This is a genomic window from Achromobacter xylosoxidans (genome assembly GCF_014490035.1).
In the GTDB taxonomy this organism is placed as follows: Bacteria; Pseudomonadota; Gammaproteobacteria; order Burkholderiales; family Burkholderiaceae_B; genus Achromobacter; species Achromobacter bronchisepticus_A.
In genome coordinates, this window is record NZ_CP061008.1 from 3,435,240 (window position 1) to 3,450,919 (window position 15,680).

At 68.9% G+C, this 15,680-nt stretch carries 8 protein-coding genes; 2 read left to right on the plus strand and 6 right to left on the minus strand.

Annotated features, from left to right (window positions below; translation table 11 throughout):
- Positions 1-76: 76 nt before the first annotated feature.
- Both IAG39_RS16100 and IAG39_RS16105 read left to right on the plus strand, forming a co-directional pair.
- A complete protein-coding gene (locus IAG39_RS16100) occupies positions 77-991 on the plus strand; it encodes an EAL domain-containing protein (RefSeq protein WP_118932434.1) in 915 nt (304 codons plus the stop codon).
- 163 nt (positions 992-1,154) lie between these two features.
- Complete coding sequence (locus IAG39_RS16105; RefSeq protein WP_059376020.1) at positions 1,155-1,334, plus strand: hypothetical protein; 180 nt, start codon at positions 1,155-1,157, stop codon at positions 1,332-1,334.
- Between the two features lie 114 nt (positions 1,335-1,448).
- Here IAG39_RS16105 and treY read toward each other — a convergent pair whose 3' ends face one another.
- From treY to treS, 6 genes are read right to left on the minus strand one after another with little or no spacing between them, the layout of a single operon-like run.
- Positions 1,449-4,136 carry a malto-oligosyltrehalose synthase gene (gene treY, locus IAG39_RS16110; RefSeq protein WP_165867825.1) on the minus strand — a complete coding sequence of 896 codons (2,688 nt, stop codon included), beginning with the start codon at positions 4,134-4,136 and terminating at the stop codon, positions 1,449-1,451.
- Between the two features lie 2 nt (positions 4,137-4,138).
- Positions 4,139-6,232 carry a 4-alpha-glucanotransferase gene (gene malQ, locus IAG39_RS16115; RefSeq protein WP_118932432.1) on the minus strand — a complete coding sequence of 698 codons (2,094 nt, stop codon included), beginning with the start codon at positions 6,230-6,232 and terminating at the stop codon, positions 4,139-4,141.
- Positions 6,229-8,007, minus strand: coding sequence for a malto-oligosyltrehalose trehalohydrolase (treZ, locus tag IAG39_RS16120; RefSeq protein WP_118932431.1), 1,779 nt, complete (start codon positions 8,005-8,007; stop codon positions 6,229-6,231). The genes malQ and treZ overlap by 4 nt, the downstream gene beginning before the upstream one ends.
- Positions 8,004-10,112 (minus strand): glycogen debranching protein GlgX, encoded by a 2,109-nt coding sequence (glgX, locus tag IAG39_RS16125; RefSeq protein ID WP_118932430.1) that lies wholly within the window; start codon positions 10,110-10,112, stop codon positions 8,004-8,006. The genes treZ and glgX overlap by 4 nt, the downstream gene beginning before the upstream one ends.
- 6 nt (positions 10,113-10,118) lie before the next feature.
- On the minus strand, positions 10,119-12,317 hold the full coding sequence (glgB, locus tag IAG39_RS16130; protein WP_118932429.1) for a 1,4-alpha-glucan branching protein GlgB: 2,199 nt from the start codon (positions 12,315-12,317) through the stop codon (positions 10,119-10,121).
- Complete coding sequence (gene treS, locus IAG39_RS16135) at positions 12,314-15,667, minus strand: maltose alpha-D-glucosyltransferase (RefSeq protein WP_118932428.1); 3,354 nt, start codon at positions 15,665-15,667, stop codon at positions 12,314-12,316. The genes glgB and treS overlap by 4 nt, the downstream gene beginning before the upstream one ends.
- Between the last annotated feature and the right edge of the window lie 13 nt (positions 15,668-15,680).

Here is a 15,680-nt window from a genome sequence, read left to right on the forward strand (position 1 = left end):
ATACTCAGTCCAATGTGCCTCTTTCTGCGCCCGGACAGCGCAGGTTTTCGCCCAGGGGCGCGCAAGGAGTATCGACATGATGTCGAATCAAGAGGCTTCCACAGACTCGGTGGCGAGCGACGACGAGATCGCCGCCATGATCACCGGCAAGGATGGCCTGCGCATGCTGTTGCAACCGCAGGTGGACCTGCTGACAGGCCGGATCGTGTCGGCCGAAGCGCTGGCTCGCTGGCGGCATCGCCGCCTGGGCATCATCATGCCTTCCGACTTCATTCCCGCCGTCAACCGCCTGGGCCTGGACAAGGTGCTTTTCGAGCGCGTCTGCCTGCGTGTCATAGACATGCTGCTGACGATGCGGCGCGCCGGAATCGCCATTCCCGTGGCCATCAATGCGCCTGCCTCCACCTTGTCGGACGAGGCCGCGGTGGATTTCCTGCTGGACCGCATCTATGCGGCTGAGCTGCCCGCGTCGCTGGTGCGCGTGGAACTGACGGAAGACCAGCCCATCCGCGAACTCGACGTGCTGCGCGCCACGCTGCTCAAGCTCGAGAATGCCGGCTGCGAGGTCAGCCTGGACGATTTCGGCACCGGCCACGCTTCGCTGAAGCTGCTGTCGGCGCTGCCGCTGTCCGAGGTCAAGATCGACCAGTATTTCGTCACGCGCATGCGCCGCAGCGCGGTCGCCTTCGAAGTGTTGCGCACCGCCGCGGAACTGGCGAACCGGCTCGGCCGCCGGGTGGTGGCCGAAGGCGTCGAAAACGTGGCGGACATTCCCGCCTTGCGCGCGGCCGGCTGCCGCTACGGCCAGGGCTTTGCGCTGGGCCGCCCCATGCCGCTGGACGAATTGACGGTGCGGCTGCGCACGCAACGCGACCAGGGCGAACCGCTGGCCGCGCCCGCCGCCTATGCGTCATCCTGGCTCGACGCCTACGACGCTTCCGCGCAGGAACCGCAGTCAGCGCGCGGCAAGCGCCACGCGGCCACGCAATAGGGCTGGGCGCGCAGCGTATTTTTTACCAACCTGGCCGGACTTTACCGGCGGTCCTTGCGTCCGCTCGTACGCGGGGCTGCGGGCTGACCGCCGCGCGGGTTTGGGCACGCGGGTTGCTGTATGGAATGCGGCGGAGCTTTTTCCGTCTTCCAGGAGACTTGCAATGCCCAATCAGAACCAGCCCGACCAGCAAAAGCAGCAACAGAAGCAACAGGCCCAGGAAAACCCCAGGGACCGCAATCAGCCCGGGCAGCAGCAGCCCGGCCAATCCGGCCAGCATGCCGACAAGGATCGGCAGCAACCTGGCCAGAACCCGGGCCAGCAAAGCAAGATGCCGCGCTGACTCATAGACCGCGTGTTCCGGGCCCTGTAGTCGGGCGGGTATCGCGGTAAGGACGGCCTTGTCCCGCTGTGGGCGGACAAGGCCGTTTGTGCTTCATGCATCGTCATTGAAGCGTCAAGCCGCCGCTGACAGCCACAGTGCTACCGGCAGTTCGCACAGCAGATCGGACAAGGGCAGCGCACCGTCGGCGCCGCGCCGCGCCTTTTCGTCGCCCATTGCATCGCGCCACGCCAAGTCCCTGACCGCATCGGGCAGGCACAGCGCGGTATCGGCCCAGAATTCCCGCGCCGCCCGCGGCTCGCCGCGAGCGTAGCCGGACAGGCGCAGGGCGCACAGCCGCGGCGCGGCGATCACGGCACACTCGTCTTCATGACACCGCAGCCAGGCGACGACGTGCCGTGCATGCGTCCCGGTTGCAGCCAGGGGGATGCACTCGCCCTGGCCGAACAATGCCGAGTGGCGCAGCCGCGCCGACAGCAGGCGCTGGATCAGGGCCTGCTTCACCGCGCCGCTGCGCCAGTCCACTGCGCTGGGTCGGACGGCGGCGCTGGCGCGAGCGCGGGCCAGCATGGCTATCCGCGGCGGATAGTCGACCGCGCGCCGGTTATCAGGGTCGACCAGGCTTACGTCCCAGAACTCCGTACCCTGGTACAGATCCGGCACGCCCGGCAACGTGTTGCGCAACAGCGTCTGCGCCAGGCTGTTGATCATGCCGGCGGGGGCCAGCTCCAGGGCGTATGCGGCGATTTCGGCCAGCAGGCGCCGGCCGGGGGCCGCGTCCCGCAGAAACTCCAGTGCGCCAAGCCCGGCGGCTTCATAAGCGGAGTCAGGATCCGTCCAACTGGTATGGAGCTTGGCTTCGCGCAGCGCCTTGAGCTGCCACTGCGCCACGCGCTCGATCCATGCGGCCACGCTTGCCGGCCGCTGTTCGATGATGTCGGCATCCCAGCCGGCGGGCCAAGCCCCGATCAGCGTCTGCACCAGCAGGTACCGGTCCGCCAAGGTGAGTTGCCCGGCGTCGGGCAGGGCATGGATCCAGCGATACGCGGTCTTGCGCCAGGCTTGCGGCATTTCCGATAGCACCGCCAGCCGCGCGCGCGCGTCCTCCCCGCGTTTGTGGTCATGCGTGGCCGTGGCCAGCATGGCGTGGGGGAATTCGCGCGCCCGCGCTTCGACCAAAGCATGGAACGCCTCGGGCGCCAGCGCGAACCGCTGCGGCGATGCGCCGACTTCATTGCGCGACAGCAGCGGGCCGTAGCGATAGAACAGCGTGTCTTCCAGCGCTTTGGCGGCCAGCGGCGGCGTCAGTTGCTGGAACCGGCGCAGGGATTGCGCAGCTTCCGTTTCACCTTGCGCGAGCGGCGCGGCGGCATGATCCGCCGTTGCGGGGTCGGCGGGGAGTCCGCTCAGCCAACGATCCAATTGCGCCAGCAAGGCGGCGTCAGCCGAGCCGGGAAGGGCGCGCAGGAGGGTTGCGGCGCGTTGCGCGGCCGCATCGCAGCGGTCGCGGTCCGCGTCGCTGCGCCCGCCGTCCTCGGCATAGGTCCGGTACACCGGAAAGGCCGCCAGCCACGCGGACAGCACGCGGTCCATGGCCGGTGCGGACCAGTCGCGGGTGCGGCGGTCGTGCCGCGCCAAACGTTCCAGGCAGCGGACCAGCGCCAGGCGTTCCGCGGAAAAGTGCCGCTGCAGCATGCGCGTGCGCGCCGCTTCCAGCTGGCGTTGCGGCGTGCGCAGATCGCCCGTGAGCATCTGCCAGAACGCCCGCAGCGGCGCTTCGGCCTGCGGGTCGTGCAGCAAGGCGCCGACCTGATCCATGAAGTCGTAGCCGGTGGTGCCATGCAGCTGCCAGCGCCCATCGGGCGCTTCGTCCGACGCCAGGATCTTCTCCGCCACCAGATAGGCTTGCGATTGGGCGCAAGCCGGCGGACGGCTGGCTCCGGCTTCGGCCAGGCATCGATTCAGCCTGCGCAGATAGGCGCCCGGCGCGGCCAGTCCGTCGATGTGGTCGATGCGCAGTCCGTCGAGCAGGCCTTGCGCGTACAGGCGCAGCGGCAGCGCATGCACGGCATCGAAGACGGCTTCGTCCTCGACCCGTACGCCCACGAGCTCGCTGATCTCGAAGAAGCGCCGCCAGTTGATCTGATCGGCAGCGCAGCGCCACCAGGCCAGCCGGTAATGCTGGCTCTGCAGCAGCCGGTGCAGGCGCTCGCGGCCGGATGCGCGCGCCGGGTCGCAGCGGCGCAGCAGGGTTTGCGGTTCGAGCCCGCGCGCAAGCGATTCCGGCGCCACGGGATAACGCTGGCCCGAGACCTCCAGTTCGACGCGCCCGGTAGTGGCGTCGTGGCGCAGCGCCATTACGCCTTGATTCAGCGACTCGCCGTAGGAGTCGGGCAGGATGGGCAGCAGGACTTTGCCGCGCAGCGCGGGATCCGGCGCGTTCCAGTCGATGTCGAAGCAGCGCGCATGCGCGCTTGCGGCGCCGTGTTCGAGCACATCGCGCCACCAGGCATTGGCGGGATGTGCCGCCATGTGGTTGGGCACGATGTCCGCGATGAGGCCCAGCCCGCGCCGGCGGGCCGCCCGGGCCAGGTCCCTCAGCGCGGACTCTCCGCCCAGCTCCGGATTGACCGCGCCATGGTCGATGACGTCATAGCCGTGCGTCGAGCCGGGGCGGGCGCAGGTGATGGGCGACAGGTAGAGGTGGCTGACCCCGAGGTCCGCGTAGTAGTCCACGCAGGCGTGGGCGTCGTGCAGCGTGTAGCCGGCATGCAGTTGCAGGCGGACCGTGGCGCGCGGCATGGTCATGGCCGACTCCGCCCCGTGCGCAGGGCTTGCAGCCGGCCTTGCACGGCTGGGTCGGCGAAGCACGCCGCGCAGCTTGCGGTCAGGCGTCGACGCCAGTTGGGATGCTGATCCACGGTGCCGGGCAGGTTGGGCTGTTCCAGTTCGCCCGCCAGGTCTTCCATGGGCACCAGCAGCAGGGGACAAGGGCTGGAAGACACGAAGCGCAGCATGTCCTCCAGCGGCGGCCGCGCGGGTTCGACGGCGCAGCCCAGGGCTTGCGCAAGCAAGCTGCGGTCCATGCGCCGGTTGTGCCGCAGCGTGGCCTCGTCATCGCCGCCGCCCAGCAGGTTCAGTTCGGCGCGCACGTCGATGTCGCGCTCGGCCCACCAGCCGCGCAAGGTCGGCAGGTCGTGGGTCGAGGTCATGGCCACGGCCTGGACGGGCCAGTCTTCGGAGGCAAGAAAAGGCGCCGGCTTGGGCGGCTCGGACGGCGGCGCGGTCATGTCAGGCTCCTGCCGCATGAACCACAGCACATTCATGCCCAGGATGCCGTGATCCGCCAGTTCGCGGTTGAAGCCTTCAGGCACCGTGCCCAGGTTTTCGCCGATGGCAAGCGCGCGGTGGCGCCAGGCTTCCAGCGCCGTCAGCGCCAGCAGTTCGCGCAACGGATAACGCAGATAGGCGCCCGCATCGGCGGCCAGTCCATCCGGTACCAGCCACAGCCGCGCCATGCCCAGGATGTGATCGATGCGCAGGCCGCCAGCGTGAGCCAGCGCGGCGCGCAACATGTCGATGTAGGCCGCGTAGCCTTGGGCATGCATCGCGCGCGGCGAGAACGCGGCCAGATTCCAGTTCTGTCCTTGCGGATTGTGGATGTCGGGCGGCGCGCCTATGGACAGTCCTGGCATCAGGTCGGTCTGGCGGCTCCACGCGTGGCTGCCGTCCGGACTGTCGCCCACGGCCAGGTCGGCGATCAGCCCCACGCGCATGCCGGCGCGGCGCGCCGCCTTCTGCGCGTGGCCCAGGCTTTCGGCGGCCAGCCATTGGGCGTAGCGATGGAAGTCGACCTCGACCGGATGCTGCCGCGCATATCGCTCGACTTCCGGCGAGTCCGGATCGCGCAGGCCCGCGGCCCATTGCGTCCAGGGCAGGTGGTGTGCGCCATGCGCTGCCTGGGCGGCATGCAAGGCTTCGAATACGGCGTGGTCGCGCAGCGCCTTGCCGCGGCGGACGCAGAACGCCTCGTAGCGCTGGCGGGCATCCTCCGGTCCGATTGTGCGGAACTGGCGGTGCAGCGCGCGCAGCAGGCGCTGCCGCCATATCCCGGCCGATGGCCAATCTATCAAGTCGGTTACGGGCGGCTGGGCGGCCAACTCGGCCAGCGCCCGGCGCAAGGCATCGTCACCAAGGATGGAGGCGGGATCCGCGTACAGGGTGTTCAGGAACAAGCGGCTGGATGGCGCGTAGGGACTGCAGCGCTGCGGTTGCGCGGCAAACATGGCGTGCACCGGGCTGATGGCGAGCGCGTCGGCGCCCTCGGCCGCGGCAGCGGCGGCCAGCTCGCGCACCGCGCCGAAGCCGCCGAAGCCGCCGTCGCCAGCTTGGCCGGCATCGCGCCTGAGACTGTAGACCTGCGCGCATAGTCCCCAGGCGCGCGGTCGCATGCCATCGGTCAGATCGTCCAGGCTGGGCGCTTGCCGGGGAGCCACCGCGAGCACGGTCTGGCCGCATGCCAAATGCAGCGAGTGATATCCCGGCTCCTGCGGCGCGATCAGGCTGCCGTCTTCTGCGACCTCGCCGTCGCAGGTCAGCCCGGACTCGCACACGATGCGGTAGCGGCCGCGCGCGCAAGCGGGCAGGGAGGCAGGCATGCCGCTGCGCGCGACCAGCAGGGGCGGCAGCCGGGCCCCGAGCTCCACGCCCAGGCGATGGTCGCTATCGCGGATGTCATCGGTGTTGCCCGCCGGCAGGCCCATGCCCTCCAGCAGCAGCCGTAGAGTATCCGGCGACACCTGCCGCGGACGCTGGCGCGCGTCGGTCCAGTGTTCGGCGATGCCGGCTTTGGCGGCCAGCGCGGACAAGGCCGGATCGCCGGCGGGCGTGGTGGTCATGCCGGCTCCTCCAGCAGCCACACGGTGCTGTCGCCGCACACCTCGCCCTGGACCAGCGCGTCGCGCGCGCCGGCCACGGATTCGAAGAGCAGCGTGGCATAGGCCTCGACGCCCGCCTGCAAGGCCTCGGGCAGCGCCAGGCGATCGGGGCCGAAGTTCGCATAGACCGTCAGGCGCGCGCCGCCCGCCAGTTCCCAGCGCGCGTACACGCCGCGTTCGCCGATGGCGGCCGCGCCCAGGCTGACCGCGCCAGCCAGCCGCGGCGCGATCAGGCGGGCGCGCAGATGCAGCAGGACCGCGTAGTCCCGCATCCAGGCATGCGCGTCCGCGGCGCTGGCGCGCGGCTTGCTGGCCAGGTAGGTCGCGGGATCGTTCGGGTCGGACAGCGCGCCCGCGCCCTGGAATTCGGGAAAGCGCGAGAACTCGCGCCGCCGGCCGTCGCGCACCGCTTGCGCCAGGGCCGGGTCGGCATGGCTGGTGAAGTAGTGGAACGGCGTGCGCGCGCCGCGTTCCTCGCCCATGAAGATCAGCGGGATCTGCGGCGACAGCAGCTGCAACGCGACCGCGGCGCGCAGCCGGGCGGGACTGTCCACCAGGCTGGTCAGGCGTTCGCCGCCCGCACGGTTGCCGGTCTGGTCATGGTTCTGCAGGAACAGCACGAAGGCGGTCGGCGGCAGTTCCGCGCTGGGTTCGCCCCGCGGCTGTCCGCCGCGGTAGGGTGAACGCTGCCCCTGGTACAGCCAGCCTTCGGCCAGACAGCGCGCCAGCGCCTGGGCCGGCTGGGCGCTGTAGTCGGCGTAATAGCCGTGGCTTTCGCCGGTCAGGAGGCAATGCAGGGCATGATGCGCGTCGTCATTCCATTGCGCATCGAAATCGCCTTGCAGCAGGCTGGCGCGGTTGTCGTCGTTCTCCAGCACCAGATGCACGTAGCGTTCGGGCGGAATATGCTGTCGCAGGTGCTGGGCCAACTCATGCAGCCATTCATGGCCCGCGATCGCATGCACGGCGTCCAGACGCAGCCCGTCGAAGCGGTACTCGGTCAGCCAGTACAGCGCGTTGTCCTTGAAGAACTGGCTGACCGCCGGCTGACGGAAATCAATGGCGTCGCCCCAGGGCGTGGCGACGTCTTGCCTGAAGAACGGCGCGGCATAGCGCGGCAGGTAATTGCCGTCGGGTCCGAAATGGTTGTAGACCACGTCCAGCATCACGCCCATTTCCAGCCCATGGGCCTCGTCGATCAGACGCTTGAGTTCGTCGGGCGTGCCGTAGGCCGCGTCGGGCGCATAGGGCAGCACGCCGTCATAGCCCCAGTTGCGCGGCCCGGGGAAGTCGGCAATGGGCATCAACTCCAGCAAGGTCACGCCCAGCGCTGCCAGCTCCGGCAGCCGCGCCAGCAGGCCCGCATAGCCTCCCTCCAGGCCGGCATGGGTTTCGTACAGCACGGCATCCTCCCAGGGCCGTCCGCGCCAGCTGCCGTAGCGCCAGGGGTAGGCATCCGGCGCGACCACGATGCTGTCGCCATGCACGTCGCCGTACTGCAGGCGCGAGGCCGGATCGGGCGCGACCGTGTCCGCGTCGAGGCGGTAGCGATAGCGGGCGCCGACGGGGCAGTCCACGTCGGCCTGCACGTAGCCGTCCGGGCCGGGACGCAGGGCGATGGCAGGATGGCCTTCGACCTCGAGCGCGAAGCCGGCGGGCGCGGTCGGCGCCCACAGCCGAAAGCGCGTGACGCCGCTCTCCAGCGGGATTGCGCCGGATGCATAGTCGTATGTCATGGCGGATCTCCCGGCACGTAGGTCGCCGCCAGCAACACCACACTGTGCGCGGCCACCGTGACGGCGGGCTCCGACAAGGGCGCGGCAGGCGCCTGCGTGGCGGAATCCAGCTCGCGGATCCAGGCCAGTTCGGGCGGCGGCATCTGGAAAACCGCGTCTTCCGCGCCTGGATTCAGCAACAGCAACGTTACGTCGACGCTGCCGTCTTCGCGGCAGGCGGCGCGGCGCAGGACCAGGGCATTGGCCTCCGACTCCCAGGCGGCGGCGTCCAGTTCGGCGCCTGCTGGATCGAACCAGGAGATGGCTTTCACGCCAGGCGCGAGCTCCTGGCCCGCGTCGCCATAGCGCGCGGCGCGCGTGCTGGGGTGGGCGCGGCGCAATGCGATCAGGCGCGCCGCATAGCGGGATAGCTCACGACCGTCGTCAGCCTGCGCTTGCGTCCAGTCCAGCCACGACAGGGCGTTGTCCTGGCAATAGGCATTGTTATTGCCTTCCTGGCTGTTGCCGAATTCGTCGCCCGCCAGCAGCATCGGCGTGCCATCGGCCAGGAACACGCAGGCCAGCTGAGCCCGCTGCACCCGTTTCCGGGTGTCCAGGATGGCGGCGTCCCCGGTCGGGCCTTCGGCGCCCCAGTTATGGCTGTAGTTCTCGCCGTGGCCGTCGTTGCCGCCTTCTCCGTTGGCCTGGTTGTGGCTGCCGTCGTAGCTGACGATGTCGGCCAGCGTGAAGCCGTCGTGCGAGGCCACGTAGTTGACGCTGCTCCAGGGGCGCCGGTGGCGGCGGTCGAACAGGTCGCGCGATCCGCACAAGCGCGCCGCCATCTCGCCGCGCATGGCGGGATCCCCGCGCCAATAGCGGCGGGTGGCATCGCGGAACTTGTCGTTCCACTCGGCGAATCCGGGCGGATGGTTACCCAGTTGGTAGCCATCCGGGCCCACGTCCCAGGGTTCGGAAATCAGTTTCAGGCGGGCAAGGGCAGGGTCCTGCAGCACGGCGTCGAAGAAGCCCGAACCCGGGTCATAGCCGGTGCCTTCGCGGCCCAGGGTGACGCCCAGGTCGAAGCGGAAGCCGTCAACGCCATAGGATTGCGCCCAATAGCGCAGCGAATCCGTGACCATTTGCAGGACGCGCGGATGCGACAGGTTGACGGTGTTGCCGCAGCCGGTGTCGCTGATGTAGTAGCGTTCATCGCCCGGCACCAGGCGGTAGTAGCTGGCGTTATCCAGTCCGCGCCAGGACAGCGTGGGCCCCAGCTCGCTGCCCTCGCACGTGTGGTTGTAGACCACGTCCAGGATCACTTCGATGCCGGCGGCATGCAGCCGGCGGATAGCCTGGCGCAGTTCGTTCGGGTTGTGCTGCAGGTAGGCGGGCTCCGGCGCAAAATACGATAGCGTGCTGTAGCCCCAGTAGTTGCGCAGGCCGCGTTCGGTCAGGAAGCGGTCCTGCAGGAACGCATGGACGGGCAGCAGCTCCACGGCCGTCACGCCCAGCCGTTGCAGGTGTTCGATGAAGCGCGGGTCGGCCAGCGCGGAGCAGGTGCCGCGCAAGGGCTGGCGCAGGTCTTCGCGCAGCATGGAGGCGCCGCGCACGTGCACCTCGTAGATCACGGTATCGTTCCAGGCCGTGGCCGGCGGCCGGCTGTTGCCCCAGGTGAAGGGCGTTTCCTCGGCCACGATGGCCTTGGGCATGGCGGGCGCGCTATCGCGCCGGTCGATGCTGAGGTCGGCGCGCGCATGCTTCATGCGATAGCCGAACAGCGCATCGCTCCAATGCAGCGGCCCGGTCAACTGGCGCGCGTAGGGATCGAGCAGCAGCTTGTGGGGATTGAAACGGTGCCCGTTGCGCGGATCGTGAGGGCCGTGGGCGCGATAACCGTACACCAGCCCGGGATGCGCGTCGGGCAGGTAGCCGTGCCAGATCTCGTCGGTGCATTCCGGCAGGTCGAAGCGGCGCAGTTCCTTGCGGCCCTTGGGATCGAACAGGCACAGCTCGATACGCGTGGCGTTGGCCGAGAACACCGCGAAGTTCACGCCCAGGCCGTCGCTGACCGCGCCCAGCGGATGGGGCTGGCCGCCGGCGATGCGCGTGAATTGGGAGGGATCCATATGCGTTCAACCTTCGTAGAGCAGAAACAGGGTGGACAGCGGCGGCAAGGTCAAGGACAAGGCCTGGGGCTGCCCATGGGACGCGCTGAGGCCGGTGCTGGCGCCGCCCTGGTTGCCCTGGCCGGATCCGCCGTAGTGCGTGGCGTCGGTATTCAGCCTTTCCGCCCAGCGGCCGGCCCGAGGCACGCCGATGCGGTAGTCATGCCGCGCCACCGGCGTGAAATTGGCGACCGCGAGCACATGATGGACGCCGTCGCTGCGGATGAATGCGACCACGCTGTTGTCCCGGTCGTCCAGGATCGTCCAGGCGAAGCCCGCCGGATCGGCATCCAGCGCATGCAGCGCCGGCACTCCGCGGTACAGGCCATTCAGGTCGGCAACCAGCCGCTGTATGCCCAGGTGGCCGGGGCGGTCCAGCAGGTCCCAATCCAGCGGGACGTCATGGTTCCATTCCCTGGGCTGTGCCATTTCGCCGCCCATGAAGAGCAGCTTCTTGCCCGGATGGGCCCACATGAAGCCGAGGTAGGCGCGCAGGTTGGCGAGCCTGGCGGCCGCGTCGCCCGGCATCTTGGCCAGCAGCGAGCCCTTGCCGTGCACCACCTCGTCGTGCGATAGAGGCAGGATGAAGCGCTCGCTGTACGCATACACCATGCTGAAGGTGATGTCATGGTGGTGATGCTTGCGGTGCACGGGGTCCTCGGACAGGTAGCGCAAGGTGTCGTGCATCCAGCCCATGTTCCATTTGTAGTGAAAGCCCAGCCCGCCGTCGCTGACCGGCGCGGTGACGCCGGGCCAGGCCGTCGATTCCTCGGCGATCATGATGGCGTCCGGCACTTCATGTCGCACGATGCCGTTGAGCGCCTGCAGGAACTGCACCGCCTCCAGGTTTTCGCGGCCGCCGTAGCGGTTGGGGATCCATTGGCCAGGCTGGCGGCTGTAGTCGCGGTAGAGCATGGACGCGACCGCGTCCACCCTCAGGCCGTCGACATGGAAGCGCTGCAACCAATGCAGCGCGCTGGCTATCATGAAAGCCTGCACCTCCGTGCGGCCCAGGTTGTAGACCATGGTGTGCCAGTCCGGGTGATAGCCTTCGCGCGGATCCTCGTACTCGTACAGCGCGGTGCCGTCAAAGCGGGCCAGGCCGTGCGCGTCGTCCGGGAAGTGCGCCGGCACCCAGTCCAGGATCACGCCGATGCCCGCGTGGTGGCAGCGGTCGACGAAACGGGCGAAGGCGGCGGGCGGACCATAGCGCGCCGCGGGCGCGAACATGCCCAGCGGCTGGTAACCCCAGGACCCGCCGAAGGGATGCTCCATGACGGGCAGCAGCTCCACATGGCTGAAGCCCATGGCGCGGGCGTAGGCCGGCAGCTTGTCGGCCAGCCGGTCCCAGATGCAGGCGCGCGAGTCCGGGTCGTCTGGCAGCCAGGAGCCCGCATGCACTTCGTAGATGGACAGCGGCGCGTCCGAGGATTGGCGCGAGCGCCGTTGCGCCATCCAGGCCTGGTCTTCCCACGGATAGCCGGCGCCGTCCTCCACCACCGAGGCCGTGGCCGGCGGCGCTTCGCTGCGCCGCGCCAGCGGATCGGCCTTGAGGCGCTGATTGCCGGCGCGGTCGGTGATGGCGAACTTGTAGCGTTCGCCGGCCTGCACGCCCGGGATGAAGATCTCCCAAACGCCGGCGCGGTGCCGCAGCCGCATGCCGTGCCGGCGGCTGTCCCAGGCGTTGAAATCGCCCACCACCGCCACGCGTTGGGCGTTCGGCGCCCATACCGCGCAGCGCAGTCCTGCCACGCCGTCGATTTCCATCAGCCGCGCGCTCAGGGCTGTGCCGACGCTGCGCCATGCGCCTTGCGCCAGCTCCTCCAGCGTGCCGTCTTCCAGCAGGGTGCCGAAGGCATAGGGGTCGGCGGTGATCTGTTCGGCATCGGGCCACTGGATCGCCAGACGGTACGAGCCGCCGTCGCCGGAGCGGGCTTGAGGAACGCGTCCAAGAAACAGTCCCTGGCCCTGTTCGCGCAAGGGGATGCGCGCACCGGCGCCGTCCAGCGCAGCGACAGCCCGCGCGCCGGGGACATACACGCGCACTTCTCCCTCGTGTGGCCCCAGGAAGGCATACGGATCGCTGTGCAGGCCGCAGGCCAGCGCAGCCAGTTCGACGGGTGAGGTGGCGCTGAGGCTGCCGCCTGCGGGCATGTCCTGGCTCATGATGACGCGTCCTCCTCATCCACCGCGGCCGACAGCAGCAGGCTGCGCGCCAGCTCCACCAGGGCGCACAGCGGTATCGAAATCCAGTCGGGGCGATGCGCGGCCTCGTAGCTCACTTCATAGGCGGCCTTCTCCAGTTGCGCCAGGGCCAGCAGCGCGTCGTCGGCCGCAGGCGGGACAAGCGCCGTGGTGCGCGCATCGCGGTAGCCTTGCAGGAAGGCCTGGCTGGCGGTCTGGCGAAAGCGCGCCAACAGCAGGTCGCGCAGTTCCGCTGGCGCGACAGGCGCGCCCGGCGTTTCGCCCGCGCCGGCATTGGCGTCGGTCGGCGCGCCGCCGATGATGTCGCTGCGGGCGATCGAGGCGGCGGCATAGTCGAACGAACGCAGCATGCCCGCCACATCCCTGCAGGGCGAGGCAAGGGCGCGGCGCGCCTGCACGCTGCTGACGGGTTCGCCCTCGAAGTCGATCAGATAGGCGTCCGCCTGCGCCACCAGCACCTGCCCAAGATGGAAGTCGCCGTGCACGCGCAGGCGCAAGGCGCCGGTCTCGGTCTGCGCCATCGCCGCCACGCGCGCCGCCAGCCGGGAGCGGTGCTCGAAGTACCATTCGGCGCAAGCGCGCGAAGGGGCCTCCAGTTCGCCGAGTTGCGCGCGCAAGTTCTTTTCCGCGCGTTCCAGCAGGCCCTGGACGTGCCGCGCGTGCGCATCGGCATCCGCCTGGCGGGCAGCGCGCGGCTGGAACGCGGGGTCGTCGGTGGCCTGCGACAACAGGTTGTGCATCTGCGCCAGGCGCTCGCCCATGGTGGCGGCCATTGCGGCGTAGCCTTGCAGGTCCTGGGCGAACTCGTCAGGGCTCTGGTTCACCAGCAGCGCATTGTCCAGCGTGCGCTTGAGCAGATCCAGCGTCCAGTTCCAGGCGTCGCCCTCGTTGGCGACATAGCGGTGCGCCACCGCCAGCGTATGGACCACGCCGTCGGCGTCCTCCCGTTGCACCTCGCCCAGCAGCGCCGGCATGTTGGCGTAGCCGGCACGCGTCAGGTAGCGGGTCATCTCCAACTCGGGCGATCCGCCGGGCTGGACGGCGCGGATCAGCTTCAGTATCAGCTTGCCATCGACAACGACCGAGCTGTTGGACTGTTCTCCTGTCAGCCATTGCAGTTCGCCGTCCCCGGCGACCTCCAGGTCGGCCAGGCCTGCTTCGGGCAGGAAGCGGATGACCCCCGGCTTGTCGCCGGGCTTGCCGCCGCTGCGGCCGTCGAGCTCGCGGCCCTGCTGCATGGCCTGAACGACCGTGCGCACGAAGCCGGGCTGCAGGAAAGCGTCCGCCAGCACGCCGACTTCCGCGCCGCGCCGCACCCGGGCGATCGCATACTGCACGGCGGCGGCCTCGTCCCAGACCAGCACGAAAGGCGCCTGCGCGCGCAGGCCGTCGACGCCGTCTTCGGGCTCGACCTCGGCCCAGTAGTACTCGCCATCCGCGCCGGTGAACGGCGTGGCGTAGGCAAGACGTGCGCGCGCCGGCGGCTGCTTGCCCGGATACCAGCGCTGGCGCGCCAGGTACTGGGGCAGCACTTCTCGCTCCAGCGTGGCGCGGGACGCGTCCGTCAAGGCCGCGCCGCCATGCGCGCGCAGCACCAGGGTGGTCAGCTCCGGCATCTGTTCGGGCGTGCTGGCATGCCAGTCGGGCGGGGCAGCCTGGTTGCTCAGGTCCAGCCAATAAAAGGCGTAAGGCGGCAGGGTCAGGAGGTAGGGCAGCTCGCCTACCGCGGGGAACGGCGTGCCGCCCAGCATTTCCACCGGCACGCGGCCGTTGAACTCCTGCAGTTGCAGTTCCACCGGCTGCGCGGCGTTGGACAGGTTGGCCACGCACAGGATGGTGGTGTCCTGCCATTGGCGCAGATAGGCCAGGATCTTCCGGTTGCCCGCGAAGATGAAGCGCAAGGCGCCGCGTCCGAACGCATGGCTTTGTCGGCGCTGCGCCAGCAGGCGCCGGGTCCAGTTCAACAGGGAATGCGGATCGCGCTGTTGCGCCTCCACGTTCACCGCTTCATAGCCGTACAGCGGGCCCATGAGCACCGGTAGCGGCAGCTGTTCGGGGTCGGCGCGCGAGAAGCCGCCGTTGCGGTCGGGCGACCATTGCATCGGCGTGCGCACGCCGTCGCGGTCGCCCAGGTGCACGTTGTCGCCCATGCCCAGCTCGTCGCCGTAGTACAGCACGGGCGTGCCCGGCATGGACAGCAGCAGGCTGTTCATCAGCTCGACCCTGCGCCGGTCGCGTTCCAGCAGCGGCGCCAGCCTGCGCCGGATGCCCAGGTTGATGCGGGCGCGCGGGTCCGCCGCGTACACGTTCCACAGATAGTCGCGTTCGCGGCTGGTGACCATTTCCAGCGTCAGCTCATCATGGTTGCGCAGGAAGATCGCCCATTGGCAGGACGCGGGAATGTCGGGCGTCTGGCGCATGATGTCGATGATGGGGAAGCGGTCCTCCTGCGCGATCGCCATGTACATGCGCGGCATCAGCGGGAAATGGAAGGACATATGGCATTCGTCGCCGGCGCCGAAGTATTCCTGCGCGTCCTCCGGCCACTGGTTGGCCTCGGCCAGCAGCAGCCGGTTGGGATACTCGGCGTCGATCACGGCCCGGATGCGCTTGAGCACCTCGTGCGTTTCGGGCAGGTTTTCGTTGTTGGTGCCTTCACGTTCGACCAGGTACGGCACCGCGTCCAGGCGCAAGCCGTCCATGCCCATGTCCAGCCAATAGCGCATCACGGCCAGCACTTCCTTGAGCACTTGCGGATTGTCGTAGTTCAGGTCGGGCTGGTGCGAGTAGAAGCGGTGCCAGAAATAGGCGCCGGCCTCGGGGTCCCAGGTCCAGTTGGATTTCTCGGTGTCGCAGAAGATGACGCGCGTACCCGCATAGGCCTTGTCGTTGTCCGACCAGACGTAGAAGTTGCGCGCGGCCGATCCGGGTTTGGCCGCCCGCGCGCGGCGGAACCAGGGGTGCTGATCGGAAGTATGGTTGACCACCAGTTCGGTGATGACGCGCAGGCCACGGGCATGGGCCGCGCGGATCAGCTTCCTCACGTCGGCCACGGTGCCGTAATCCGCATGCACCCCACGGTAGTCGGCGATGTCATAGCCGTCGTCGCGGCGCGGCGACGGATAGAAGGGCAGCAGCCAGATCGTGTTGACCCCCAGGCTGGAGATGTAGTCCAGCTTGGAGATCAGGCCGGGCAGATCGCCCACGCCGTCGCCGTTCGAGTCGAAGAATGACTTGACGTGCAGCTGATAGATGACCGCATCCTTGTACCAAAGGCCGTCGTCCTGGAGAGGTTGGGTTTCACTGATCATGGCAATGGGCGCG

Bases quoted from the DNA above. Each gene is read 5' to 3' on its own strand.
- IAG39_RS16100 (WP_118932434.1), top strand. From the start codon at position 77: ATGATGTCGAATCAAGAGGCTTCCACAGACTCGGTGGCGAGCGACGAC.
- IAG39_RS16105 (WP_059376020.1), top strand. From the start codon at position 1,155: ATGCCCAATCAGAACCAGCCCGACCAGCAAAAGCAGCAACAGAAGCAA.
- treY (WP_165867825.1), bottom strand. From the start codon at position 4,136: ATGCCGCGCGCCACGGTCCGCCTGCAACTGCATGCCGGCTACACGCTG.
- malQ (WP_118932432.1), bottom strand. From the start codon at position 6,232: ATGACCACCACGCCCGCCGGCGATCCGGCCTTGTCCGCGCTGGCCGCC.
- treZ (WP_118932431.1), bottom strand. From the start codon at position 8,007: ATGACATACGACTATGCATCCGGCGCAATCCCGCTGGAGAGCGGCGTC.
- glgX (WP_118932430.1), bottom strand. From the start codon at position 10,112: ATGGATCCCTCCCAATTCACGCGCATCGCCGGCGGCCAGCCCCATCCG.
- glgB (WP_118932429.1), bottom strand. From the start codon at position 12,317: ATGAGCCAGGACATGCCCGCAGGCGGCAGCCTCAGCGCCACCTCACCC.
- treS (WP_118932428.1), bottom strand. From the start codon at position 15,667: ATGATCAGTGAAACCCAACCTCTCCAGGACGACGGCCTTTGGTACAAG.